The sequence below is a fragment of the Novosphingobium capsulatum NBRC 12533 genome (genome assembly GCF_001598375.1).
GTDB lineage: Bacteria > Pseudomonadota > Alphaproteobacteria > Sphingomonadales > Sphingomonadaceae > Novosphingobium > Novosphingobium capsulatum.
In genome coordinates, this window is record NZ_BCYV01000013.1 from 130,388 (window position 1) to 150,775 (window position 20,388).

A 20,388-nucleotide genomic window follows, 5' to 3' on the forward strand; every position below is an offset into this window, starting at 1 on the left:
CGGGAACGGCGGCGCGTTGCGGGCGATCACTCCACGCGGTGGAACGTGGTGGTTTCAAGGCCGGGAATGGCATTGCCGGGCCAGATGATCGTTTCAGTCATCGATCGCTGGTCTTTGGCGACCGCATAGACGCGCGTAGAAACCGGGGCGCCGTTCTTGCCCAGGGTCATCACCAGCGTGTTGGGCGCAGGCTGGCGCAGCGATACCGTGTCGATGAAATCCATCGTTCCCGTCACCGGCGCGGGCACGCCATCGAGCGCCGCCGTCGATTCCGCCTTGTGGGCGGTGCCATCAGGACCGACCATGTCGACCATGGTTGTCCAGCGGCCGTCGGCGGCCTTGGCGAAGGCAATGGTGACCTTCTGCGGCCGCTCCTCGGCGGGAATCCGCGTCACATCGAGCGACCAGCGGCCGAGCAGCGGCATGGCCTTGGCGGGCGTCGCCTGCGCCGTTGGAGCGGGTAGGGCGGCCCCGGTGCGGGGCGGCAGCACCTGTCCGGTGGAAACCAGCAGGCCTGCGGCGGCAAGCGAAAGTGCGGTAAGCATGGCAAGCAATCCTTTCGACCATCGGCGCCCGACGATGCGGGGCGCCCCTGCCGTATCGGGCGCCTTGCCCGGGCCGGTAAGCTCAGGATTTCTGTCCCAACTTTTTTGGGCCGCCAGCATGCGCGCCAACTCGCGGCTGCTGCCCACCCCGGTCTTGCGCCGCGCATCGCGCAGCCGCTCGTTGATCGAGGCTTCCGACCGGCCCAGTTGCAGCGCGATGGATTTGACCGTGTGCCCCGCCGTCAACAGGCGCAGGACCTCGCGTTCCTTGTCATTCAAAGCCGCAAGCGAGACGGGTGCAGGTTCCGGGGCTGCCATGCCCCTTGCTCACCACAGGTGCCCCACAGCGTCCATCCCAAATTTCTTGGGTGACGATGGCATGCGTGACGCGGTGGATGTGGTGGGTGCAAAAATGGTGCCGGCTAGAGGAATCGAACCCCTGACCCCCTGGTTACAAAGCAGGTGCTCTACCAACTGAGCTAAGCCGGCATTGGTGCGTGGGTTTCGCGCATAGCCTCAAGTGGCCCCGAACGTCCAGCCCTCGGTGCGGGCAATTTCGGGGGTGAGGGCTGCGGGGTGCCACAGGGCGGGCATGTGCGCCACGGTGCGCAGCCAGGCGGCGGTGATCAGGGCGTCGCTCTGGTGATCGTCGATCGCGCCGGCGTGGCCAAAGGGGGCACTGCCCAGCGTGGCGAGGGCGTGGTCGAGGCTGGCGCCGTCGCGGATCTTGGAACGGCTGGCGGGGCGGCCGGCTGCCATGGCGGCGATGGTGGTATAGATTTCGCAGACCACGCTGCCCTGCGGGGGCAGGGGATCGATCGGCCAGACCGCGATCTGTCCGCCCAGGCGGTGCAGCACGCGCATGCCCGAGAGGCTGGACTTGCCCACTTGCGCTGCGCCGACCAGGTTGAAATTGCTGTATGGCTTGCAGCCCATCGCCTCTTGCGCGCGCTCGGTCACGCGCAGGCGGCCGCGGCCGGCCGGAAAGCGATCGCCGCAGCGGCCGCCGTGGCGGCGGAAATGGCGCGAAGGCTCGGTGGCATCGACGAAGCCGTTGACGCCCAGATGTGGCTCATCCGCGCACAGCGTATCGACCATGGCCCACAGCGCGCGCGCGTCGGCCGGGCTGGCGTCCCAGCCGGGAAAGAACGCGCCGCAATCGGCAAAGGGCAGCGACTGGCCCAGGTCCATGCCCACCAGGCTATCGGACGGCAGGTGGTGCAGCAGCCAGTCGAGCACCTCTTGCCGCGACCAGCGGTGGCCGGGGCGCACCAGCGCGGGGGCCGCGTCACCGGTTGTGCAGTGGGCGAGCGCGATGCCCTTGTGGCGCTCTCCGGCCGCGCCTGACCAGTCGATCGCCACGAAATGGGCAAAGCGGCTCATTCGTCCTCGATCGGCGCGTCGCCCCGCCGCTCGCGCCGCTTGCGGTCCCACCAGTCCAGCCGCTTGACGATCTCGCGCTCGAACCCGCGCTCGACCGGGCGATAGAATGCCTGGGCAGCCATCTCTTCGGGCCAATAGTCGGCGCCGGAGAAGCCATCGGCGGCATCATGGTCATAGGCATAGCCCTTGCCATAGCCGATGTCCTTCATCAGCTTGGTCGGAGCGTTGAGGATATGCGCCGGCGGGCTGAGCGATCCGGTATCGCGCGCGGCTTTCCATGCCGCCTTCATCGCGCCGTAGGCGGCGTTGGATTTGGGCGCGGTAGCGCAATAGAGGCAGGCCTGGACGATCGCCAGTTCCCCCTCGGGCGAGCCGAGGAAAGTGTAGGCGTCCTTTGCCGCTAGGCACTGAGTGAGCGCCTGAGGGTCGGCCAGGCCAATGTCTTCACTGGCAAAGCGCACCAGGCGGCGCAGCACGTACATCGGGTCTTCGCCCGCCACCAGCATGCGCGCCATCCAATAGAGCGCTGCCTGCGGATCGGACCCGCGCAACGATTTGTGCAGGGCGGAAATGAGATTGTAGTGCCCATCGCGGTCCTTGTCGTACACCGCCATGCGCCGCATCAGAAAGGTAGACAGGCCTTCGGGATCGAGCGGCGCCGGCAGATCGACATCGAGCAGCGTTTCGACTTGATTGAGCAGGAAGCGCCCATCGCCATCGGCCGAGGCGACCAGCGCCTCGCGCGCGGGTGGCGTGAGCGGCAGGGCAAGGCCGGTTTCCTCTTCCGCGCGGCGCAGCAGCTCTTCCAGCGCGGCGGCGTCGAGGCGGTGCAGGATCAGCACCTGCGCGCGGCTGAGCAGCGCGGCGTTGAGCGCAAAGCTGGGGTTTTCGGTGGTGGCACCGACCAGGGTGATCGTGCCGTTTTCCACCACTGGCAGGAAGCCATCCTGCTGCGCGCGGTTGAAGCGGTGGATCTCGTCCACGAACAGCAGCGTGCGCCGCCCGGCCAGCGCCATGGCTTCGGCCTCGGCAAACAGCTTCTTCAGATCGGCCACGCCCGAAAAGATCGCGCTGATCGCGATGAAGCGCATGCCCACGGCATCGGCCAGCAGGCGTGCGATCGAGGTCTTGCCGGTGCCCGGCGGCCCCCACAGGATCATCGATGAGAGCTTGCCGGCGGCAACCATGCGGCCGATCGCGCCTTCGGCCCCGGTGAGGTGGCCCTGGCCGATCACCTGGTCGAGCGCACGCGGGCGCAGCCTGTCGGCCAGCGGGCCGTGGTCAAGCGGCTGGGATCGCGGGGTTTCCTGAGGTGGCGGGGCAAACAGATCGGCCATGCGGCACCGAGATAGGGCCTGCGCGTGAAAATTTCTCGAAAAATTTTAACCGGGGTCTTGTGTAGATGCTATTAAGATATATCTTAGCTGCATCGTGAGGAAAGGAATGACGATGCGATTTGATAGTGAACGCCCCGCACGGGGCAAGTTCGGTGGCTGGCGCGGAAGCGCTGGCGAAGGCCATGGTGGCCACTGTGGCGGCGGCCGGTTCGGCGAGCGCCTGGCGCGCAAGTTTGCCGGCCGTTTTGACGATGAAGGTGGTCCTTTCGGTGGAGGCCCCTTTGATGGTGGCCCCTTCGGCGGCGGCCCGTTTGGTGGCGGTCGGGGCGGGCGCGGCGGCGGCGGGCCGTTCGGCCGTGGCCGGGGTGGCCGTGGGCGCATGTTCGCCGCTGGCGAATTGCGCCTCTTGCTGCTGAGCCTGGTGGCCGAGCAGGACCGCCACGGCTATGAACTGATCAAGGCCGTGGAAGACCTGACCGGCGGGCAATATGCCCCGAGCCCGGGCGTGGTCTATCCCACCCTGGCCCTGCTGGTGGACGAAGGCCTGATTGCCGAAGCAGCGGGTGAAGGCACGCGCAAGGCGTTTACCGCGACCGAGGCCGGCCGCGCCGAACTGGCGGGCAAGACCGAGGAACTCAAGGTCATCGTCGATCGGCTGACCAGCTTGGCCCAGGCCGGCGCCCGCGAGGCCAGCCCGCCGGTGCGCCGCGCCTTTGCCAACCTGGCGTTGGCGTTGCGGCAACGCGTGGCGGGCGGTTCGTTCGACAACGACACGGCGCTCGCGGTGGCCGATATCCTGGATGAGGCCGCGCGTAAGATCGAGCGGCTGTGACGACACCACGCCGGAGTGGCCAACAGGCCGCTCCGGCGCCTTGGTGGGGGACACGATTGGAATTGCCAGACAGTTTGCGTCGCTTTAAGTCCGGGGCAGACTTGAAAGTACGTGATCCTGCCAGTGATGCCTGTAACCGATGAACCCATTGCCCGGTTGCACGCGGCCGAGATCGCGGCGTTTCCTTCCAATGAACTGATCACCACGCGCTGGCTCCAGGCCAAGTGGCTCTGGCTGGTCGCGATGCTGCTGGCCGCATTGCCGCTGGCCCTGCCGCCCGTGGTGCCGCTGACCGACCTGGCGGGCCATCTCGGGCACTATGCGGTGCAGGTCGATCATGGTCGCTCGGCCGACCTCAGCAGATGGTACAGCTTTCACTGGAACCTTATCCCCAATCTTGGGGTCGATCTCGTCATGGAAGTGCTGGCGCCGTGGCTGGGCCTTGAGCCAGCCTTGCGGGTGGTTGCCGTCGCCATTCCGGTGTTGCAGGTTCTGGGGATTTTCTGCCTGGCGCGCAGCCTGCATGGCCGGATCACGCCGCTCGTGCTGTTTGCGCTGCCTTTGGCCTACAGCTATCCATTGCAGTTCGGCTTCCTCAACTTTGCCTTGGGCCAGGCGCTTGCAACCCTCGCCCTGGCGCTGTGGATTGCCATGAGGCGGCGCGGCTGGATTGCGGCGCGCTGGGCGCTGTTCATCCCGGTTTCCGCATTGCTGTGGACGTGCCACTTGGTGGCCTGGGTTCTGCTGTGTGTGTTTGCCGGCATGGATGAACTTGCCCGGCGCTGGCAGCCCGATGCATCGCGCAAGGGCAGGTGGCGCGCGCTGTGCCGGGCTGGCTGGGATGCTGGGCTGGCGGCCAGTTGCCTGGCTGCGCCGCTGATCTTGCGGATCGTCTGGCCGCTGCCACCCAGCGGACATGGGCCGACCGAGGATTTCTTCAACCCCGCGCTCAAGCTCACCTACCCGTTGATGCCGCTGCGCGATCGCTGGCTCGTGTGGGACGTGGCGGGCGCCATGTTGCTGTTGGGACTGGTGTGGTGGGGGCTGCGCCGCACAGGTGGGGACCGCGCCAGGCGTGTGGGCACCATGGGTTTGTGGTGGGGGTGCGCCGTTCTGGCCCTGGCCTATGTCCTGCTGCCCGCCACGTTGATCGGTGCCAGCCTGGTCGACATGCGGCTTGTACCCATTATGCTGATGGTGGCGCTGGTTGCGGCTTCGCCACGCTACCCGGATTCCGGCTGGCTGCGCTGGGCAAGTCTGGCATGGCTGGGGGTGGGATTTGCCGTTGCGCGCCTGCTGGGCAATGTCCTTAGTCTATGGCTGGCCGGGCAAACCATGGCGTCAGACCTGGTGGCGCTTGATGCGGTGCCGCGCGGCAGGCGCGTTGCGTCGCTGGTGCTCGAAAGCTGCAATGTATCGATCCTGCCATGGCAGCGAGAGCGGCGCACACATCTGGGTGGCTATGCCATCGCGCGGCGCCATGCCTTTTCCAACGAGCAATGGATGGTGCCCGGCGGCCATCTGCTCCAGGTAAAGGCGCCATTGGCTGGGGCATTTGCCACCGACGATTCCGAATTCGCCAAACCCGATGACTGCGCCAAGCCCAACACGATCAGCCAGCGCCTGGCGCAGCTGCCGCGCGCGGCGTTCGATTACGTCTGGATCATCGATACGGCTGCCGTGCGTCCGGTGGCCGGCGCGGTGCCGGTGCGGCGCACGCCCGGCAGCGTGCTCTATCGCATCGTGCGCTGAAGGCACGCCGCTGACTATTTGCGTGTGCGCTTCTGCCGTACCAGGCGAACATAGGTATCGGCCACAGCCTGGTTGATGCGGTCCCAGCTGAATTCCTGGGCGCGCAGTTCACCCGCCGCGCCATGCTGCGCACGCAGCTGCGGATTTTCCACGTAGGCGCGCAGTGCTTCGGCAAACTGATGCACCGCGCCCGGCGTGATCAGGCGGCCGGAGACATGATCGTCGACCAGGCTCTGGCTGCCGGTGGCGGCAGACGCCACCACGGGCAGGGCGCAGGCCATCGCCTCGAGCGTGACATTGCCGAACGTCTCGGTGACGGAAGGGAAAAACAACACGTCCATGCTGGCCACGCCCCGGCCCAGATCCGCGCCAGACAGGAAGCCGGCGAATACCGCGTCGGGCAGGCGGGTTTCCAGCCATTCGCGCGCCGGACCTTCGCCGATCACCAGCACGCGGAACTTGGCGCCGCGTCGCTTCAATTCGTCGATCGCGTCGGAAAAGACGTCGAGCCCCTTTTCCATCACCAGGCGGCTGAAAATGCCGATCACCACATCGTCATCGGCCAGGCCCAGCGATCGGCGCCATTCCATGCTGCGCCTCTCGGGCGTGAAGATGTCGCGATCGACCCCGCGTGACCAGATGCCGATGTCATAGTTCATGCGCTGCTCGCGCAGCACCTGGGCCATGGATTCCGACGGGGCAACCAGCGCGTCGCAGCGGCGATAGAACCGGCGCAGCATGGCTTCGATCACCGGTTCCAGCCAGGCCATGTTGTAATAGCGGAAATAGGTTTCGAACCGGGTGTGCACCGAGGCCAGCACCGGCAGGCTGCGCCGGCGCGCCCAGGTGACCACGCGGTGGGCGGCAACATCGGGCGACGAGACATGGACGACATGCGGATCGAACGCGACCAGATCGCGGCGCACCCGGCCCGACAGCGCGATCGGCACGCGATATTCGCCGCGGCCCGGCACGGCCAGGGCAGGAATGCCGATCAGCGTGCCGGTGGGCTCGAACGCCGGATTTTCCACCTTGGGCGAATAGACCCGCACTTGTGCACCCTGGCGCATAAGATGCCCGACCAGGCGATTGAGTGCCTGGTTGGCGCCATCGCGTACATAGTTGTAGTTGCCGCTGAACAGCGCGATGCGCAGCCCGTCGAGCCGGCCAGTGGCCGTCATGGTACGAAGATCAAGTGCCTGAGGATCAGGTGTGGTCTGGTTCACGGGGTGGGAACTCGTCATGGCGGCGCCATAGCGGGCGCGGGCCGGGATGGCGAGAGGCCGGCGCGACAAATGCCAAGGCGCCAAATGGCAACGCGCCCGCCGGACTGGTCCGACGGGCGCGCCTGTCAGGGTTTCACGCTATGCTGGCGGCGGGTTTACCAGCCGCGATGCCAGCGCGGATAACCGCCATAACCGTAATAAGCCGGGCCGCTGCGATAGACTTCGCGATAGACATATGTCCGCGGGGGCGGCGGCGGCGGGGCATAATAGCCGCCATAATAGGCCGGGCCTTCATAGTAATAGCTCGGCGGCGGGGGCGGCGGGGCATAGCCTTCTTCCACCACATAGCCGCGGTGCGGATGGTCCGACGCGATCGCAGCACCCACGGCCAGGCCCAGGATGCCGGCGCCAATCGCCAGACCGGCGCCACCGCCACCACGATGCCAGCCATGGGCCTCTGCCGGGGCGGCAGTGGCCATCACGGTGGCGCCCAGGGCGCCGGCCAGCAGAACCTTGCTCAAAAGCTTCATGGCTCGTCTCCAACCCGCTGCCTTGTCCAAAAGAGCCTCATGCTCGCAGCGGGGTTCGTTGCAGCAACCTTATGCAACACGCGCTGAACCGGCGATGAAACCTTTGTTCAGGCAATGACAGACATGAAAAAAGGCGCCCCGTTGCCGGAGCGCCCCTTTTCGCTGATCATGCCTGGCCCGCAAAGGGCCGCAAAATCAGGCGTTTTCCTTCTTGCGGCTGGCCTTCTTGCGCTCGTTGGGATCAAGGATCGCCTTGCGCAGACGCACCGTCTGGGGGGTCACTTCGACCATTTCATCGTCGTCGATATAAGCGATGGCCTGCTCCAGCGTCATGATGCGCGGGGGGGTGAGGCGAATCGCGTCGTCCTTGCCGGTCGAACGGAAGTTCGTCAGCTGCTTGGACTTCATCGGGTTGACTTCGAGATCGTCGGGCTTGGCGTTTTCGCCAATGATCATGCCTTCATAGACCTTGTCCTGCGGGCGCACGAACAGCACGCCGCGGTCTTCCAGGCTGTTGAGGGCATAGGCCACCGCTTCGCCGGTCGCGTTCGAGATCAGCACGCCGTTCTGGCGGCCTTCGATCGCGCCCTTGTGCGGGCCATACTTTTCGAACAGGCGGTTCATGATCCCGGTGCCGCGCGTGTCGGACAGGAATTCGCCGTGGTAGCCGATCAGCCCGCGCGACGGAGCCGAGAAAGTGATGCGGGTCTTGCCGGCGCCCGAGGGACGCATGTCGGTCAGCTCGGCCTTGCGGCGCTGCATCTTTTCGACGACCGTGCCGGAGAATTCGTCGTCCACGTCGATCAGCACGGTTTCATACGGCTCGGTGCGGCCGTTTTCGTCGGTGCCGAACAGCACGCGCGGGCGGCTGATGCCCAGTTCAAAGCCTTCGCGGCGCATCGTTTCGATCAGCACGCCCAGCTGCAGTTCGCCGCGGCCGGCCACTTCGAAGCTGTCCTTGTCGGCGCTTTCGGTGACGCGGATGGCCACGTTGGTTTCCGCTTCGCGCATCAGGCGGTCGCGGATCATGCGGCTCGTCACCTTGTCGCCTTCGCGGCCGGCAAACGGGCTGTCGTTCACCGAAAAGCGCATCGCCAGCGTCGGCGGATCGATCGGCTGGGCGGCAATCGGGGTCGAGACCGAAGGATCGGCCACGGTGTTGGCCACGGTCGCCTTTTCGAGGCCGGCGAGCGCGATGATGTCACCGGCGCGGGCTTCTTCCACCGGCACGCGTTCCAGGCCACGGAACGAGAGGATCTTCGAGGCGCGGCCCACTTCCAGCACCTTGCCATCGCGATCGATCGCGTGGATTGGCTGGTTGAGCTTGATCGTGCCCGACTGCACGCGGCCGGTCAGCACGCGGCCCATGAAGTTGTCACGATCGAGCAACGTCGCCAGGAAGCTGAACGGACCATCGACGTCGAGCGACGGGGCCGGCACGTGGCTGACGATCTTTTCGAACAGCGGCAGCAGGTTGCCTTCGCGCACGGTTTCGTCGTTGCCGGCATAACCGTTGCGGCCCGAAGCATAGAGCACGGGGAATTCAAGCTGTTCGTCGTTGGCATCGAGGCTGACGAACAGGTCGAACACTTCGTCGAGCACTTCCTGCGGGCGGCCATCGGGACGGTCGATCTTGTTGACCACCACGATCGGCTTGAGGCCAAGGGCCAGCGCCTTGCCGGTGACGAACTTGGTCTGCGGCATCGCGCCTTCCGAGCTGTCGACCAGCAGGATCACGCCATCGACCATCGAGAGGATGCGTTCCACTTCGCCGCCGAAGTCGGCGTGGCCGGGGGTGTCGACGATATTGATTCGCGTCGTCTCGTTGGTGGCCGGATTGGTCCATTCCACCGAGGTGCACTTGGCCAGAATGGTGATCCCACGTTCCTTTTCCAGGTCGTTGGAATCCATCGCGCGTTCTTCCACGCGCTGGTTGTCGCGGAAGGTGCCGGATTGGCGGAACAGCTGGTCAACCAGCGTGGTCTTGCCGTGGTCGACGTGGGCGATGATCGCAATATTGCGCAAGGGCAGTGACATGAAAGGCTTTCTTCGACAGACCGTAACGTGCGGCCGGGATACTGGAGCTTGCAGCAGGCGCTGTGTCGGGAAGATCCCGTCATCTCGGTTCTGGCCGCACTTGGGCGCGCGCTTACTCGTTATTGTGCGTTGCCACAAGGGCGACTGGCAAAAGAGCCGGCCGCGATGATGTGGCGCAGGCGCAACAGTACCGCCAAAACGCCGCCAAATCCGGCCGAAATGCCCGGAAATGACATGGATTGCGGTTTATGGCCGAATGTAACCGCGCTAGCAAAAGGACGCGGCGAGGCTGCGCGACACGGGGGGTGTTGCCATCCGCGCCGTCAACAGGGCGCGCATACCACAAGACATGCAGGGTCGGGGCGAACACAACGAGGATGCACGGCGTTGCCGGCTTGCGGTAAACCGCAAGCTGCTGATTACGGCCGCTTGGCTGCCGCTTGGCCTAGCCATCGCGCCCACCGCCCATGCTGCCGACGATGGCCCGGCCGACGTGGCCGCAAGCGGCGAGGAGGCAGATGGCACTATCGTCGTTACCGCCACCAAGCGCGCAGCCAGCCTGGAAGACGTGCCGGTGGCGGTCAGCGTGGCCAGCGGCGAGGCCATCGCGCGGGCACAGATCCGCGATCTGAAAGACCTGACCAGCCTGGTGCCCTCGCTGTCGATGCAGCAGTTGCAGAGCCCGGCCAACGTCAACATCTACATCCGTGGCTTTGGCAACGGCGCCAACAACAGCGGAATCGAACCCTCGGTCGGGGTATTCGTCGATGGCGTCTATCGCTCGCGCACGGCAGCGCAGATTGCCGATCTGCCCGATGTGGAGCAGGTGGAAGTCTTGCGCGGCCCGCAATCCACGCTGTTCGGCAAAAACGCGTCGGCCGGGGTCATCTCGATCATTACGCGCCTGCCGCAGTTTACGCCCGGCGCGGATTTCGAGGCGAGCTATGGCAACTATAACGCCCAGGTGTTCAAGGGTTTGGTCACTGGTCCCTTGACCGATACCCTGGCGGTGAGCGTGGCGGCCGGGCGCAACCGGCGCGACGGCTTTATCGTCGATCCCGATAGCGGCCAGCGCAGCAACGGCCGCAACCGCTGGTTCGTGCGCGGCCAGGCGCTGTGGCAGCCCGGCGATGATCTGTCGCTGCGGGTGATCGGCGATTACGGCCTGATCGACGAGGTGTGCTGCGCGCCGGTCAATGTCCAGTCCTCTGCCGCGACCCAGGCGGTCTTGGCGATCGGCGGCAAGGTCAATGCGCCCGATGCGATCTATGCCGATCAGGCCTGGTGGAATTTCGATTCGACCAACCGCATCGCCAACTACGGCTTTTCCGGTCAGCTCGACTACAAGGCCAGCCGGTTCAAGCTGACGGCGATTTCGGCGTGGCGGCGGCTGACCTCGGCCACCAACCAGGATTCCGATTTCACCAGCGGTCAAATGCTGGCGCGCAATGCCCAAGACCTGACGCTGTCGACCTTTACCGAGGAACTGCGCCTGGCGACCGACCTGCCCGGGCCGTTCAACGCGCTCGCCGGGGTCTATTACTTCAACGAGACGCTCGACCAGCGCAATGCCATCGCCTTTGGCCAGGACATGCGCGCCTATGCCAACCTGCTGGTGCAGGGGGCGAGTGCCGGAGCATTGAGCGTGCCGTTGCTGGAGCAGGTGCTGGGCGGGCTGGAAGGCGATCCGGCCCGCTATGCCGGGCGCTTTTTTGCCGGCGGGCAAGGTTCCAACGAACGCTATCGCCTGCGTAACCAGGCGTTTTCCGCCTTTTTCCAAGGCGATCTCAAGCTTGGTGGCGCGCTGACGCTGACCGCGGGCGCTGCGTTCACCAGTGATACCAAGCGCTATACGATCGCCGGGACAACCACCGACGCGTTTGCCGGCGTGGATCTTGACGGGCGCGCCTATGCCCCGTTCCGGCAGCAACTGCTGGCCGCCGCCGGCTTTCGCGCGCGTGGCGTGAATTTCCAGAATCCGGCGGCGATCGCCGCCTTTGCCCATGCCGATCCCCAGGGCTATGCCGCGATCCTGCGCGGCGCGGCGACCGATGCCAACAATCCGGCGGCCAATCCGCTTGGCGCCCTGCGCGCCCTGCAGCTGTTCCCGCCCTATGTGAACGTGCCCAACGCGGTGGAGCCAGGGCGCACGCATGACCAGCGCGTGACCTGGACGGCGCGCGCCACCGTCAAGCTGAATGCGCATATGCATGGCTATGCCAGCGTCGCCACCGGGTTCAAGGCCAGTTCGATCAACCTGTCGCGCGACAGCCGTCCGTTTCCGGCCGACCAGGCCGCGTTGGAGGGAGCAGGCCTGGCCCAGGTCAACCAGACCTATGCCACCCGCTTTGCCGGGCCTGAACGCACGACCGTTTACGAGCTGGGCCTCAAGGCGCAGTGGGGGCTGGCCACCGCCAATATCGCGGTATTTCAGCAGACTATCAGCGGCTTTCAGTCCAACGTCTTTACCGGCACTGGTTTCGCGCTGGTCAACGCTGGCAAGGAGCGCGTGCGCGGGGTGGAAGTGGAAACCGTGCTGCGCCCGGCAGCAGGCCTGACGCTTTCAGGCAGCGCGACCTGGCTCGATCCGCTGTACCAGGATTTCACGATGTCCGCGGTCGGCGATCTGTCTGGCCGCAGGCCGGCCAGCATTCCGGCGCTGTCTTTCACGCTTGCCGGGCAATACGAACATTCCTTGGGCCGCAACGCGCGCCTGTTCGTGCGCAGTGATTTCCATCACGAAAGCCCGGTGATCACGGAAGAGGGGCTGCCCGGTTTCCTCGATCTGGGCACGGCTGCGGCCATTGCCGCGTCCGCGCAGTACAAGCGCCGCATTGACGAGGTGAACGCCGCGCTGGGCCTGACCCCCGGCGCCCGCACCGAATTTACGCTGTGGGCGCGCAACCTGACCAACAACCGCACACTGACCAAGGTTTTCGATTCGGTGGCCCAGCCTCTGGCAATTTCGGGTTACACCAACCAGCCGCGCACCTATGGTGCATCGGTGCGTTATCGCTTCTAACCCGGACGCGAAGCGCAAGACTTGCAAGGGGGCTGCCTGGCGGCCCCCTTTTTCTTGTCATGTCGATATTTTTCTGGCTGTTTGCCCATGGCGACCAACCGGCATCGGCCGGTGAGCGATGGGGGTATTCGTGTACTGGCTGATCCTGCCCTACAGGCGCATGTTCGAGTTTCGCGGGCGCTCGCGACGGCGGGAGTTCTTCTCGCTGGTGCTGTCGGGGATCGCAGTGTTCCTGCTTTTCTTCAGCGTGTTCATGCCGGTGCATCTTTGGGACAAAGCCGCTGCACCGGAAACAAACCGCGGGGATATCGTTGCCATCTTCGGGATGGCGATCCTGGTGCTGGTCTGGGCGTGGGCGCATATGGCGGTGTGTATTCGCCGCTTTCATGACCAGGACCGCACGGGGTGGCTCTACCTGATCAGCTTCGTGCCTTACGTTGGCGGGCTGATCGTGTTCGTGATGATGTTCCTGCCCGGCACGCCCGGGCCCAACCGCTATGGTGCCGATCCCAAGAACCGCGATCTGACCGACGTGTTTGGCTGAAACCGCCAGGAGAACTGCGCATGAATTGGATGCTGTTGCCCTATCGCCGCTATTTCCAGTTCGCTGGCCGATCGCGCCGCAAGGAATACTGGATGTTCACGCTGTTTGGCCTGCTGGTGAACCTGGCGCTGACCATCGTGTTCGGCCGCACCACCTATACCACGATGGGCTGGTATACCGGGGTCAGCACCCAGCTCAACGGCGTGGGTGATGCCTTGTCTGGGCTGTTTGCGTTGTTCAACTTCATCCCCAGCCTGGCGGTGTCGGTGCGACGCCTGCACGATATCGATCGTTCGGGCTGGTGGTTTCTGTTGATCTTCCTGCCGATCCTGGGCTGGTTCGCGCTGCTGGTGTTCATGTGCCTGGACGGCACGCGCGGCTCCAACCGTTATGGCTCTGACCCCAAGAATCCCTACGAAGCCGACGTTTTCCAGTAATTATACCAACCTGCACGGTTTCCAACCCATGAGGATTGCGCTCCCCCGTTCGTTGGCGAGGAGCGGCCGCAGCAGCGATGTGGGCGCATCGTTGCAAGGTCGCGACAAAGTCCAACGGACGGGGGAGCGCAACCCTGCGGGCGCCTTCTGGCGACCTTCGGACTGCGTTGCATCCTTGGCATGATGCACCACATCACGCCGGCGGATGCGCCTTGCCGAAGGCCGCCAGAAGGCGTCCTCATGGGTTGGAAACCGTGCAGGTTGGTATTACAATTCCCTGAGCGCCTGGGCGGGCCGCGTGCGCAACACGCCGAGCGACCCGCCCAGCGCCATGGCCATCACCACCGTGAGCGCGCCGCCCAGCACAGCCAGGATGGTGCCCCAGTCGGGCAGCCAGGCAAAATCGAACAGTTGCGTCACCACCGCCCAGGCGCCTGCGGTGCCGAGCCCCAGCGCGACCCCGGCCAGCAACACGGCCAGCAAGGCCTGTTCGGCCAGGACCAGTACCAGCAACTGGCCCGATCCGGCGCCCAGCACGCGCAGCACCACCGCGTCATAGTGCCGTTGCGCCCGCGCGGCAGCGATCGCACCGGCCAGCACCGCCATGCCCGCCAGGATCGCCACGCTGGCGGCGGCAAAGATCGCCACGGCCATCTGCCCCAAAAGGTTGCGCGCCTGCGCCAGCACCGGCCCCACCTCGATCACCGAGCTGGAGGGCAAAGCGCGCACCAGGCCTGACAGGATCGCGCGCGACACGGCCGGATTGCCCTGCGCCTTGCCCAGTTCGATCGTGGCGGCAAGATTATAGGGCGCATCGGCCAAGGCATTGGGGCTGAACACCAGGACATAGTTGAAGCCATAGCTGTCCCAGTCGATCCGCCGGAACGAGGCGACGCGCGCGCTGCGCTCCACCCCCAGCAGCGACACCGTGATGGTGTCGCCCAGCTTGAGGTGGATGGCCTGCGCCAGCTTTTCATCCACTGATACCAGCGGTTCGCCGCGATAGCCGGCCGGCCACCAACGCCCGGCGGTCAGGACGTTGCCTTCGGGCAGGGCATCGGCAAAGGTCAGCCCGCGATCACCGCGCAGCGCCCAGGCATCATCGGGAATGCGCACCAGATCGGCAACGCGGATCATGTGATCGGCCGGGCCGAACGCCACGATCGTGCCGCGCATCGCCGGCACGGTGCGGATGCGCGCAGCAGGCGCCGCGCCGCGCACCACGCGTTCAAAAGCGGGCAGGCCGGCGGGCGGCACGTCGAGCACGAAATAGTCGGGCGCCTGTTGCGGCACGCGGGCGGCGATGTTGGCGTCAAGGCTGGTCTGCACCCCGGCGAGCAGCACGAACGCCGCCATGCCAAAGCCCAGCGCGGTGACCAGTGCCCCGGTCTGCGCGCCGGGGCGGTGCAGGTTGGCCAGAGCCATCCGCGCGATCGGGTGGCGCGGGCGGGGCAGGCGGGCGGCGAGCCACACCAATGCCCAGCCCAGCGCCGCCAGCAGGGCCAACACGCCGCCCGCCGCCGCCAGGAAACCGGCGGCCAGCCAGGGCTGCTCTGCCCCAGCCACCGCAATGGCGGCAATCGTGGCGAGGCCAATGCCCATGGCGAGCGCGCGGCTACGCCAGCCGTCGCGCGGGGGCACCAGGCGGCCGCGCATCAGCGCCATGGCCGGCACGGCACGGGCGCGCAGCAGCGGCGGGGCGGCAAAGGTGGCGGCAATCAGCGCGCCCTGCAGCGCGGCCAGGGCGAGCGCACCGGGCGCCAGTACCAGGCCGGCGGGGATCGGCAAAAGATCTTTCAGTGCCAAGCCGATCAGCGGGGTGGCCGCCACCCCCAGCGCCAGGCCAAGGCCGATTGCCAGCAGCGTGGCCAGGCCCAGTTGCAGAAGATAGATCCGCGCAATGTCAGCCCCGGTTGCGCCGAGGATCTTGAGCGTGGCGATCGCCCCGCGCCGCGCCTCGAGGTAGGAGGCCACGCCATTGCCGATGCCGATGCCGGCAATCAGCAAGGCGGCCAGCGCCACCAGCGCCAGGAATTGCCCCATGCGCGAAACAAAGCGATCGAGCCCGGGCGAGGCCTTGTCACGCGTGCGCAGTTCCAGCCCGGCATTGGGGAACTGGCGCGTCAGCGCGTCGGCCACGGCCTGCGGCTGGGCGGTGGGCGGCAGGCGCAGGCGGTATTTCCAGCGCACCATGGCGCCGGGCTGAACCAGATCGGTGGCATCGAGGCCGGCGCGGCTGATGATCACCGTGGGGCCCAGGCCAAAACCCTCGCCCAGGCGATCGGGCTCGTCCGCGATCACCCCGCCGATGCGGAATGTGGCCTGGCCGATCTTCAAGGGTTGTCCAGTGGACACGTTCAGCCGCTGCGCCACGCCCGGCGCGATCCAAGCGGTTGTGGCGTCGGGCGCGCCCACCGCGCGGCCATCGGCCAGGGTGAAACGGCCATAGAGCGGCCAGGCGCCGTCCACTGCCTTGAGTTCGATCGGCACGGCAGTGCCATCGCTGTCGGGCACGGTGGCCATGGCCCGCATGCGCGCCCCGATCGAGAGCGTGCCGGCGCGGGCAAAGGCCGCCTGTTCCGGGGCAAAGGCCTGGCGCCCGGCCAGTTCCACTTCCACATCGCCGCCCAGCATCGCCTGGCCGCGTTGATCGAGTTCGCCACGTACGGCATCGGTCAGCGTGCCGATCGCGGCCAGTGCCGCCACACCCAGCACCAGGCAGACGATCAGCAGGCGCAAGCCACGGAATTTCCAGTCCAATCCCCGCCGCGCCAGTGTCCAGGCGGTGCCCCAGCCCAGGCCTCGCTTTTGGGTGTCGCCGGCCAGCGCCGTGGCGGTCATCGGGTCTCGTCCGCCACGATGCGCCCATCGGCCAGGCGCAGGATGCGGCCACAGCGCTGGGCCAGCGCTTCATCGTGCGTGACCATCAGCAAGGTTGCCCCGGCCTGGCGCGCGCGATCGAACAGCAGATCGGCCACGGCGGTGCCGGTCGCGGTATCGAGGTTGCCGGTCGGTTCATCGGCAAACAGCAGTGCCGGGCGCGGGGCCAGCGCGCGGGCAATGGCCACGCGTTGCTGCTCGCCACCCGAAAGCTGGCCGGGATAGTGATCGAGCCGATGGGCCAGGCCCACGGCGGCCAGTTCCGCTTCGGCCCGCTGCATGGCATCGGCCATACCGGCCAGTTCCATCGGCGTGGCGACATTCTCGCGCGCGGTCATCGTTGGCAGCAGGTGAAACGCCTGGAGCACGATGCCGATGCGCCCCCGCCGCGCGGTGGCAAGGCCATCTTCATCGAGCGTGGAAAAATCCGCGCCGGCCACAGACAGTACGCCGCCGCTGGCGCGTTCCAACCCCGCAAGCACGGCCAGCAGGGATGACTTGCCCGAGCCCGATGGCCCCAGCAGGGCCACGGTTTCCCCGGCCATCACGGCAAGGTCCAGACCCTTGAGAATATCGACACGGGCGGCGTCACGGCCAAGGGAAAGGGTGAGTGCGCGGGCGGAAATGAGCGGGGCAGGGCTGGTCACCGCGCGGGAGTGGCATAGACGGCAAGCATCTTGCAACCGGCCATTCCACCAACGACATGGGGGCAGCACCTGTCTTTATGGGAAACCCGATGCGCGCGCCTGTTTATGCTGTTCCGGTTCTTGCTGCCCTGGCTGCGCTGTCGCTGACCGGCTGTTCGCGCGACAAGGCGCCCGATGCGCTGGAAACGCGGGATGCGACGACCGCCGCTGGCGCAGCAGCGCCCGCCCCCGTGCCGGCTGACGCGCCGGTGATCCTGGCATTTGGGGACAGCCTCTATGCCGGATACCAGCTGGACCAGGGGCAAAGCTATCCGGCGCGGTTGCAGGCGGCGCTCAATGCTGCGGGGATCAAGGCGCGGGTGATCAATGCCGGCGTTTCGGGCGATACCACGGCGGCGGCGCGGCAGCGGCTGGCCTTCACGCTGGACAACCAGCCGCGCAAGCCGGCGCTGGTGATGGTCGGCTTGGGCGGCAACGACATGCTGCGCGGCCTGCCGCCGGCACAGACCCGCGCCAACCTCGATGCGATCCTCGCGGAACTCAAGCGGCGCGGCATTCCCGTGATGCTCACCGGCATGCTTGCCGCGCCCAACATGGGGGCGGATTACGTGGCCGCGTTCAACCCGATTTGGCCGTCTCTGGCGAAAAAGTATGATGCCGCGCTGGTGCCGTTCTTCCTGCAGCCGATCATTGCCCGGCCGGCGCTGCAATTGCCCGATCACATGCACCCCAATGCGCAAGGAGTGGATGCGATCGTTGTCGCCACCCAGCCAGCCGTGGCCCAGGCCTTGGCTAAGGCCTTGCACCAAAATAACCCGTCACCCCGGGCTTGACCCGGGGTCCCGCTTTTCCTTGGTGCGTCACGAAAACAGCGGGACCCCGGGTCAAGCCCGGGGTGACGTGGGTATTGCTGGTTGGGATCAATCCCGCACTGTCGCTCCATCGTGGACATGCCACATCGCCGCTTCGCCGGCGATTTCGGCAAAGGGCGCCGCTTCGGTGCCGGTCATCCACACTTGCGCGCCCGAGGCAGCGAGCCGTTCATAGAGCGCGGCGCGGCGCAGCGGATCGAGATGGGCGGCGATTTCATCGAGCAGCAGCAGGCGCGGGCGCGGGCCGGCGGTCAGTTCGGCATGGGCCAGCACGATGGCGATCAGCATCGCCTTCTGCTCTCCGGTGGAACAATCGGCCGCAGGGGCATCCTTGATGGCCAGGCGCACGGCAAGATCATCCCGGTGCGGGCCGATCAGCGTGCGCCCGGCCGCGCGATCGCGCCGGCGGCCTTGGCGCAGGGCGCTGCGCAGAGCCTCTTCATCGGCCGGGGTTTCGCTGGCATAGGCCAGCGACGGCCGGGCAAAAGGCTGTTCGGGAACGGTTTCCAGCACGGCGCCAAGATCGGCCACCAAGTCGGCGCGCGCCGCGACGATCGCTGCGCCGGTCTGCGCGAGTTGCGTTTCCAGCGCGTCGAGCCAGGCGGGATCGGGTTCGCGGTCGTCTGCCAGCAGGCGGTTGCGTTCGCGCAGGCCGTTTTCATAGCGGGCGCTGGTCTGGGCATGGCCGGGCAGGCGGGCCAGCACCAGCCGATCGAGGAAACGGCGGCGGTTGCCTGCGCTTTCGGCAAACAGCCGGTCCATCGCCGGGGTCAGCCAGGTGAGCGAGAGCCATTCCGCCAACCGCGCCGCCGGTGCCTGTGCGCCGTTGACCTTGACCAGGCGGCGGCCAGGCGCAGCGGGCTGGGTGTGGGTGCCCAGCACAAGTTCGCCCTCCTCCATCTCGGCCGCTACGGCAAAGCTGCCGTCACCATGGCGCGCTGCCATTTCGGCCGGCTGGGCACGGCGCAGGCCGCGGCCCGGCGCCAGCAGCGACAGCGCCTCCAGCACGTTGGTCTTGCCCGCGCCGTTTTCCCCCACCAGCACGTTGAAGCGCGCCATGCCATCAAGCCGGGTGGCCGCATGGTTGCGAAAATCGCGCAGGGTCAGGCGGGTTAGCGCCATGGGTTTTGCGGGGGGCGCTTGGTTTCCACCACCCCCCGACCCCCTCCTCTGAAGAGGAGGGGGAGAACCGCATCAAAAAGCCCCCTCTTCTTCAGAGGAGGGGGTTGGGGGTGGTGGAAACCTGACACAACACCTGCAGACATCACCCTTGCCCACGCTCCAGCAACCCGTGCTTTTTCAGGCAGTGACGCAACTGGTCATAGGTCACGCCCAGCGCCTTGGCGGTCTGCCGCTGGTTATAGCGGTTGCGGCCTAGGTGATGCTCCAGGATGGCGCGCTCGTGGGAGTCGACTGCGGCGCGCAGATCCTGGATCGTGTCGAAATCGGCGGCGCTGGCTGCGTGCTGCAGCACCGTGGTGCAGGCATCGGTGGTTGCCGGGGCCATCAAGGCGGCGGGCTTCCACGGGCTTTCGAACGGATCGAACTGCACATGCGCGATCGGGCGGTCGGGATCGTCCCAGCGATAGACCGCGCGTTCCACCACGTTGCGCAGTTCGCGCACGTTGCCGGGCCAGGCGTGGGTTTCCAACTGCTGCTGGGCATGGGGGGCAAAGCCGGGCCAGGCATCCCATTGCAGTTCGGCCGCCATGCGCCGGCCGAAATACTCGGCCAGCACGGCCACGTCGCCTTCGCGCACGCGCAGCGGGGGCAGGGTGATCACCTCGAAGCTGAGGCGATCGAGCAGGTCGGGGCGAAAGCGGCCTTGCGCGGCCATCCTGGGCAGATCCTCGTTGGTGGCGGCGACGATGCGCACGTCCACGCGGATCGGCCGGCTGGCGCCGATGCGCGTCACCTCGCCATATTCCACGGCGCGGAGCAGGCGTTCCTGCGCGCCCATCGACAGCGTGCCCAGTTCATCCAGGAACAGCGTGCCTTTGTCCGCCTCTTCAAAGCGGCCGACGCGCGCGCGGGTGGCGCCGGTAAAGGCGCCGGCCTCGTGCCCGAAGAGCTCCGCCTCGATCAGGGTTTCGGGCAGGGCGGCGCAGTTCATCGTCACCAGCGGTTCCTGCCAGCGTGTGGACAGGCGGTGCAGGCGTTCGGCGATCAGTTCCTTGCCAGTGCCGCGTTCACCGATCACCAGCACCGGGCGGCGCATCGGCGCGGCGCGGCTGGCCCGCTCGACCGCGTCGAGAAAGGCGCTGGATTGGCCGATGAACTGAACTTCGCGATCCATGGCCTAACATTTGGCATATTTTCCCAAGTGCGGGCAAGATGCGCCATT

General features: G+C 66.6%; 16 protein-coding genes and 1 tRNA gene. 6 read left to right on the forward strand and 11 right to left on the reverse strand.

Annotated elements, in window-relative coordinates; all coding sequences use genetic code 11:
- Positions 1 to 26 precede the first annotated feature (26 nt).
- The 4 genes from SCA01S_RS13155 to SCA01S_RS13170 form a co-directional block, all read right to left on the reverse strand.
- Entirely contained in the window at positions 27 to 863 is an 837-nt protein-coding gene (locus SCA01S_RS13155; protein ID WP_084390990.1) for a helix-turn-helix domain-containing protein, read from the reverse strand.
- 95 nt (positions 864 to 958) lie between these two features.
- Positions 959 to 1,034: transfer RNA gene (locus tag SCA01S_RS13160), tRNA-Thr, on the reverse strand.
- 27 nt (positions 1,035 to 1,061) lie between these two features.
- Positions 1,062 to 1,928 carry a hypothetical protein gene (locus tag SCA01S_RS13165; RefSeq protein ID WP_062786246.1) on the reverse strand — a complete coding sequence of 289 codons (867 nt, stop codon included), beginning with the start codon at positions 1,926 to 1,928 and terminating at the stop codon, positions 1,062 to 1,064.
- Complete coding sequence (locus SCA01S_RS13170; RefSeq protein ID WP_062786248.1) at positions 1,925 to 3,265, reverse strand: replication-associated recombination protein A; 1,341 nt, start codon at positions 3,263 to 3,265, stop codon at positions 1,925 to 1,927. Before SCA01S_RS13170 ends, SCA01S_RS13165 begins: the two co-directional genes overlap by 4 nt.
- 112 nt (positions 3,266 to 3,377) lie before the next feature.
- Between SCA01S_RS13170 and SCA01S_RS13175 the strand changes: the two genes are divergently transcribed.
- Entirely contained in the window at positions 3,378 to 4,097 is a 720-nt protein-coding gene (locus SCA01S_RS13175) for a PadR family transcriptional regulator (protein ID WP_084390998.1), read from the forward strand.
- Positions 4,098 to 4,223: 126 nt separating this feature from the next.
- Positions 4,224 to 5,849, forward strand: a complete 1,626-nt coding sequence (locus tag SCA01S_RS13180; protein ID WP_157088971.1) for a hypothetical protein — start codon at positions 4,224 to 4,226, stop codon at positions 5,847 to 5,849.
- A gap of 14 nt (positions 5,850 to 5,863) precedes the next feature.
- Here SCA01S_RS13180 and SCA01S_RS13185 read toward each other — a convergent pair whose 3' ends face one another.
- The 3 genes from SCA01S_RS13185 to typA form a co-directional block, all read right to left on the reverse strand.
- Complete coding sequence (locus SCA01S_RS13185; RefSeq protein WP_062786253.1) at positions 5,864 to 7,030, reverse strand: glycosyltransferase family 4 protein; 1,167 nt, start codon at positions 7,028 to 7,030, stop codon at positions 5,864 to 5,866.
- Between the two features lie 200 nt (positions 7,031 to 7,230).
- Positions 7,231 to 7,605 (reverse strand): hypothetical protein, encoded by a 375-nt coding sequence (locus SCA01S_RS13190; protein ID WP_022677909.1) that lies wholly within the window; start codon positions 7,603 to 7,605, stop codon positions 7,231 to 7,233.
- Positions 7,606 to 7,800: 195 nt separating this feature from the next.
- Positions 7,801 to 9,642, reverse strand: a complete 1,842-nt coding sequence (gene typA / locus SCA01S_RS13195; RefSeq protein WP_022677908.1) for a translational GTPase TypA — start codon at positions 9,640 to 9,642, stop codon at positions 7,801 to 7,803.
- A 349-nt stretch (positions 9,643 to 9,991) separates the two neighbouring features.
- On the opposite strand from typA, the gene SCA01S_RS13200 reads away from it, so the two are divergent.
- The 3 genes from SCA01S_RS13200 to SCA01S_RS13210 all read left to right on the forward strand — a co-directional run bounded on the left by SCA01S_RS13200 (position 9,992) and on the right by SCA01S_RS13210 (position 13,645).
- Positions 9,992 to 12,664, forward strand: coding sequence for a TonB-dependent receptor (locus SCA01S_RS13200; protein ID WP_084390991.1), 2,673 nt, complete (start codon positions 9,992 to 9,994; stop codon positions 12,662 to 12,664).
- A 118-nt stretch (positions 12,665 to 12,782) separates the two neighbouring features.
- Positions 12,783 to 13,208, forward strand: coding sequence for a DUF805 domain-containing protein (locus SCA01S_RS13205; protein WP_062786256.1), 426 nt, complete (start codon positions 12,783 to 12,785; stop codon positions 13,206 to 13,208).
- A 20-nt stretch (positions 13,209 to 13,228) separates the two neighbouring features.
- On the forward strand, positions 13,229 to 13,645 hold the full coding sequence (locus SCA01S_RS13210) for a DUF805 domain-containing protein (RefSeq protein ID WP_022677905.1): 417 nt from the start codon (positions 13,229 to 13,231) through the stop codon (positions 13,643 to 13,645).
- A gap of 267 nt (positions 13,646 to 13,912) precedes the next feature.
- Here SCA01S_RS13210 and SCA01S_RS13215 read toward each other — a convergent pair whose 3' ends face one another.
- Both SCA01S_RS13215 and SCA01S_RS13220 read right to left on the reverse strand, forming a co-directional pair.
- On the reverse strand, positions 13,913 to 16,486 hold the full coding sequence (locus SCA01S_RS13215) for an ABC transporter permease (RefSeq protein WP_062786259.1): 2,574 nt from the start codon (positions 16,484 to 16,486) through the stop codon (positions 13,913 to 13,915).
- A complete protein-coding gene (locus SCA01S_RS13220) occupies positions 16,483 to 17,172 on the reverse strand; it encodes an ABC transporter ATP-binding protein (protein ID WP_062786262.1) in 690 nt (229 codons plus the stop codon). Before SCA01S_RS13220 ends, SCA01S_RS13215 begins: the two co-directional genes overlap by 4 nt.
- Before the next feature lie 89 nt (positions 17,173 to 17,261).
- Here SCA01S_RS13220 and SCA01S_RS13225 point away from each other — a divergent pair, with 89 nt between their 5' ends.
- Positions 17,262 to 18,005, forward strand: coding sequence for an arylesterase (locus SCA01S_RS13225; protein ID WP_062786436.1), 744 nt, complete (start codon positions 17,262 to 17,264; stop codon positions 18,003 to 18,005).
- Between the two features lie 87 nt (positions 18,006 to 18,092).
- Here SCA01S_RS13225 and recF read toward each other — a convergent pair whose 3' ends face one another.
- Both recF and pspF read right to left on the reverse strand, forming a co-directional pair.
- On the reverse strand, positions 18,093 to 19,166 hold the full coding sequence (gene recF, locus SCA01S_RS13230) for a DNA replication/repair protein RecF (RefSeq protein ID WP_062786264.1): 1,074 nt from the start codon (positions 19,164 to 19,166) through the stop codon (positions 18,093 to 18,095).
- Positions 19,167 to 19,308: 142 nt separating this feature from the next.
- Entirely contained in the window at positions 19,309 to 20,340 is a 1,032-nt protein-coding gene (gene pspF / locus SCA01S_RS13235; RefSeq protein ID WP_062786267.1) for a phage shock protein operon transcriptional activator, read from the reverse strand.
- Positions 20,341 to 20,388 lie beyond the last annotated feature (48 nt).

What these genes read in the sequence shown, in the direction of transcription:
- SCA01S_RS13155 (WP_084390990.1), bottom strand. Translation starts at nt 863, where the DNA reads ATGGCAGCCCCGGAACCTGCACCCGTCTCGCTTGCGGCTTTGAATGAC.
- SCA01S_RS13200 (WP_084390991.1), top strand. Translation starts at nt 9,992, where the DNA reads ATGCAGGGTCGGGGCGAACACAACGAGGATGCACGGCGTTGCCGGCTT.
- recF (WP_062786264.1), bottom strand. Translation starts at nt 19,166, where the DNA reads ATGGCGCTAACCCGCCTGACCCTGCGCGATTTTCGCAACCATGCGGCC.
- pspF (WP_062786267.1), bottom strand. Translation starts at nt 20,340, where the DNA reads ATGGATCGCGAAGTTCAGTTCATCGGCCAATCCAGCGCCTTTCTCGAC.
- typA (WP_022677908.1), bottom strand. Translation starts at nt 9,642, where the DNA reads ATGTCACTGCCCTTGCGCAATATTGCGATCATCGCCCACGTCGACCAC.
- SCA01S_RS13225 (WP_062786436.1), top strand. Translation starts at nt 17,262, where the DNA reads ATGCGCGCGCCTGTTTATGCTGTTCCGGTTCTTGCTGCCCTGGCTGCG.
- SCA01S_RS13180 (WP_157088971.1), top strand. Translation starts at nt 4,224, where the DNA reads ATGCCTGTAACCGATGAACCCATTGCCCGGTTGCACGCGGCCGAGATC.
- SCA01S_RS13185 (WP_062786253.1), bottom strand. Translation starts at nt 7,030, where the DNA reads ATGACGGCCACTGGCCGGCTCGACGGGCTGCGCATCGCGCTGTTCAGC.
- SCA01S_RS13190 (WP_022677909.1), bottom strand. Translation starts at nt 7,605, where the DNA reads ATGAAGCTTTTGAGCAAGGTTCTGCTGGCCGGCGCCCTGGGCGCCACC.
- SCA01S_RS13175 (WP_084390998.1), top strand. Translation starts at nt 3,378, where the DNA reads ATGCGATTTGATAGTGAACGCCCCGCACGGGGCAAGTTCGGTGGCTGG.
- SCA01S_RS13215 (WP_062786259.1), bottom strand. Translation starts at nt 16,486, where the DNA reads ATGACCGCCACGGCGCTGGCCGGCGACACCCAAAAGCGAGGCCTGGGC.
- SCA01S_RS13205 (WP_062786256.1), top strand. Translation starts at nt 12,783, where the DNA reads ATGGGGGTATTCGTGTACTGGCTGATCCTGCCCTACAGGCGCATGTTC.
- SCA01S_RS13165 (WP_062786246.1), bottom strand. Translation starts at nt 1,928, where the DNA reads ATGAGCCGCTTTGCCCATTTCGTGGCGATCGACTGGTCAGGCGCGGCC.
- SCA01S_RS13210 (WP_022677905.1), top strand. Translation starts at nt 13,229, where the DNA reads ATGAATTGGATGCTGTTGCCCTATCGCCGCTATTTCCAGTTCGCTGGC.
- SCA01S_RS13170 (WP_062786248.1), bottom strand. Translation starts at nt 3,265, where the DNA reads ATGGCCGATCTGTTTGCCCCGCCACCTCAGGAAACCCCGCGATCCCAG.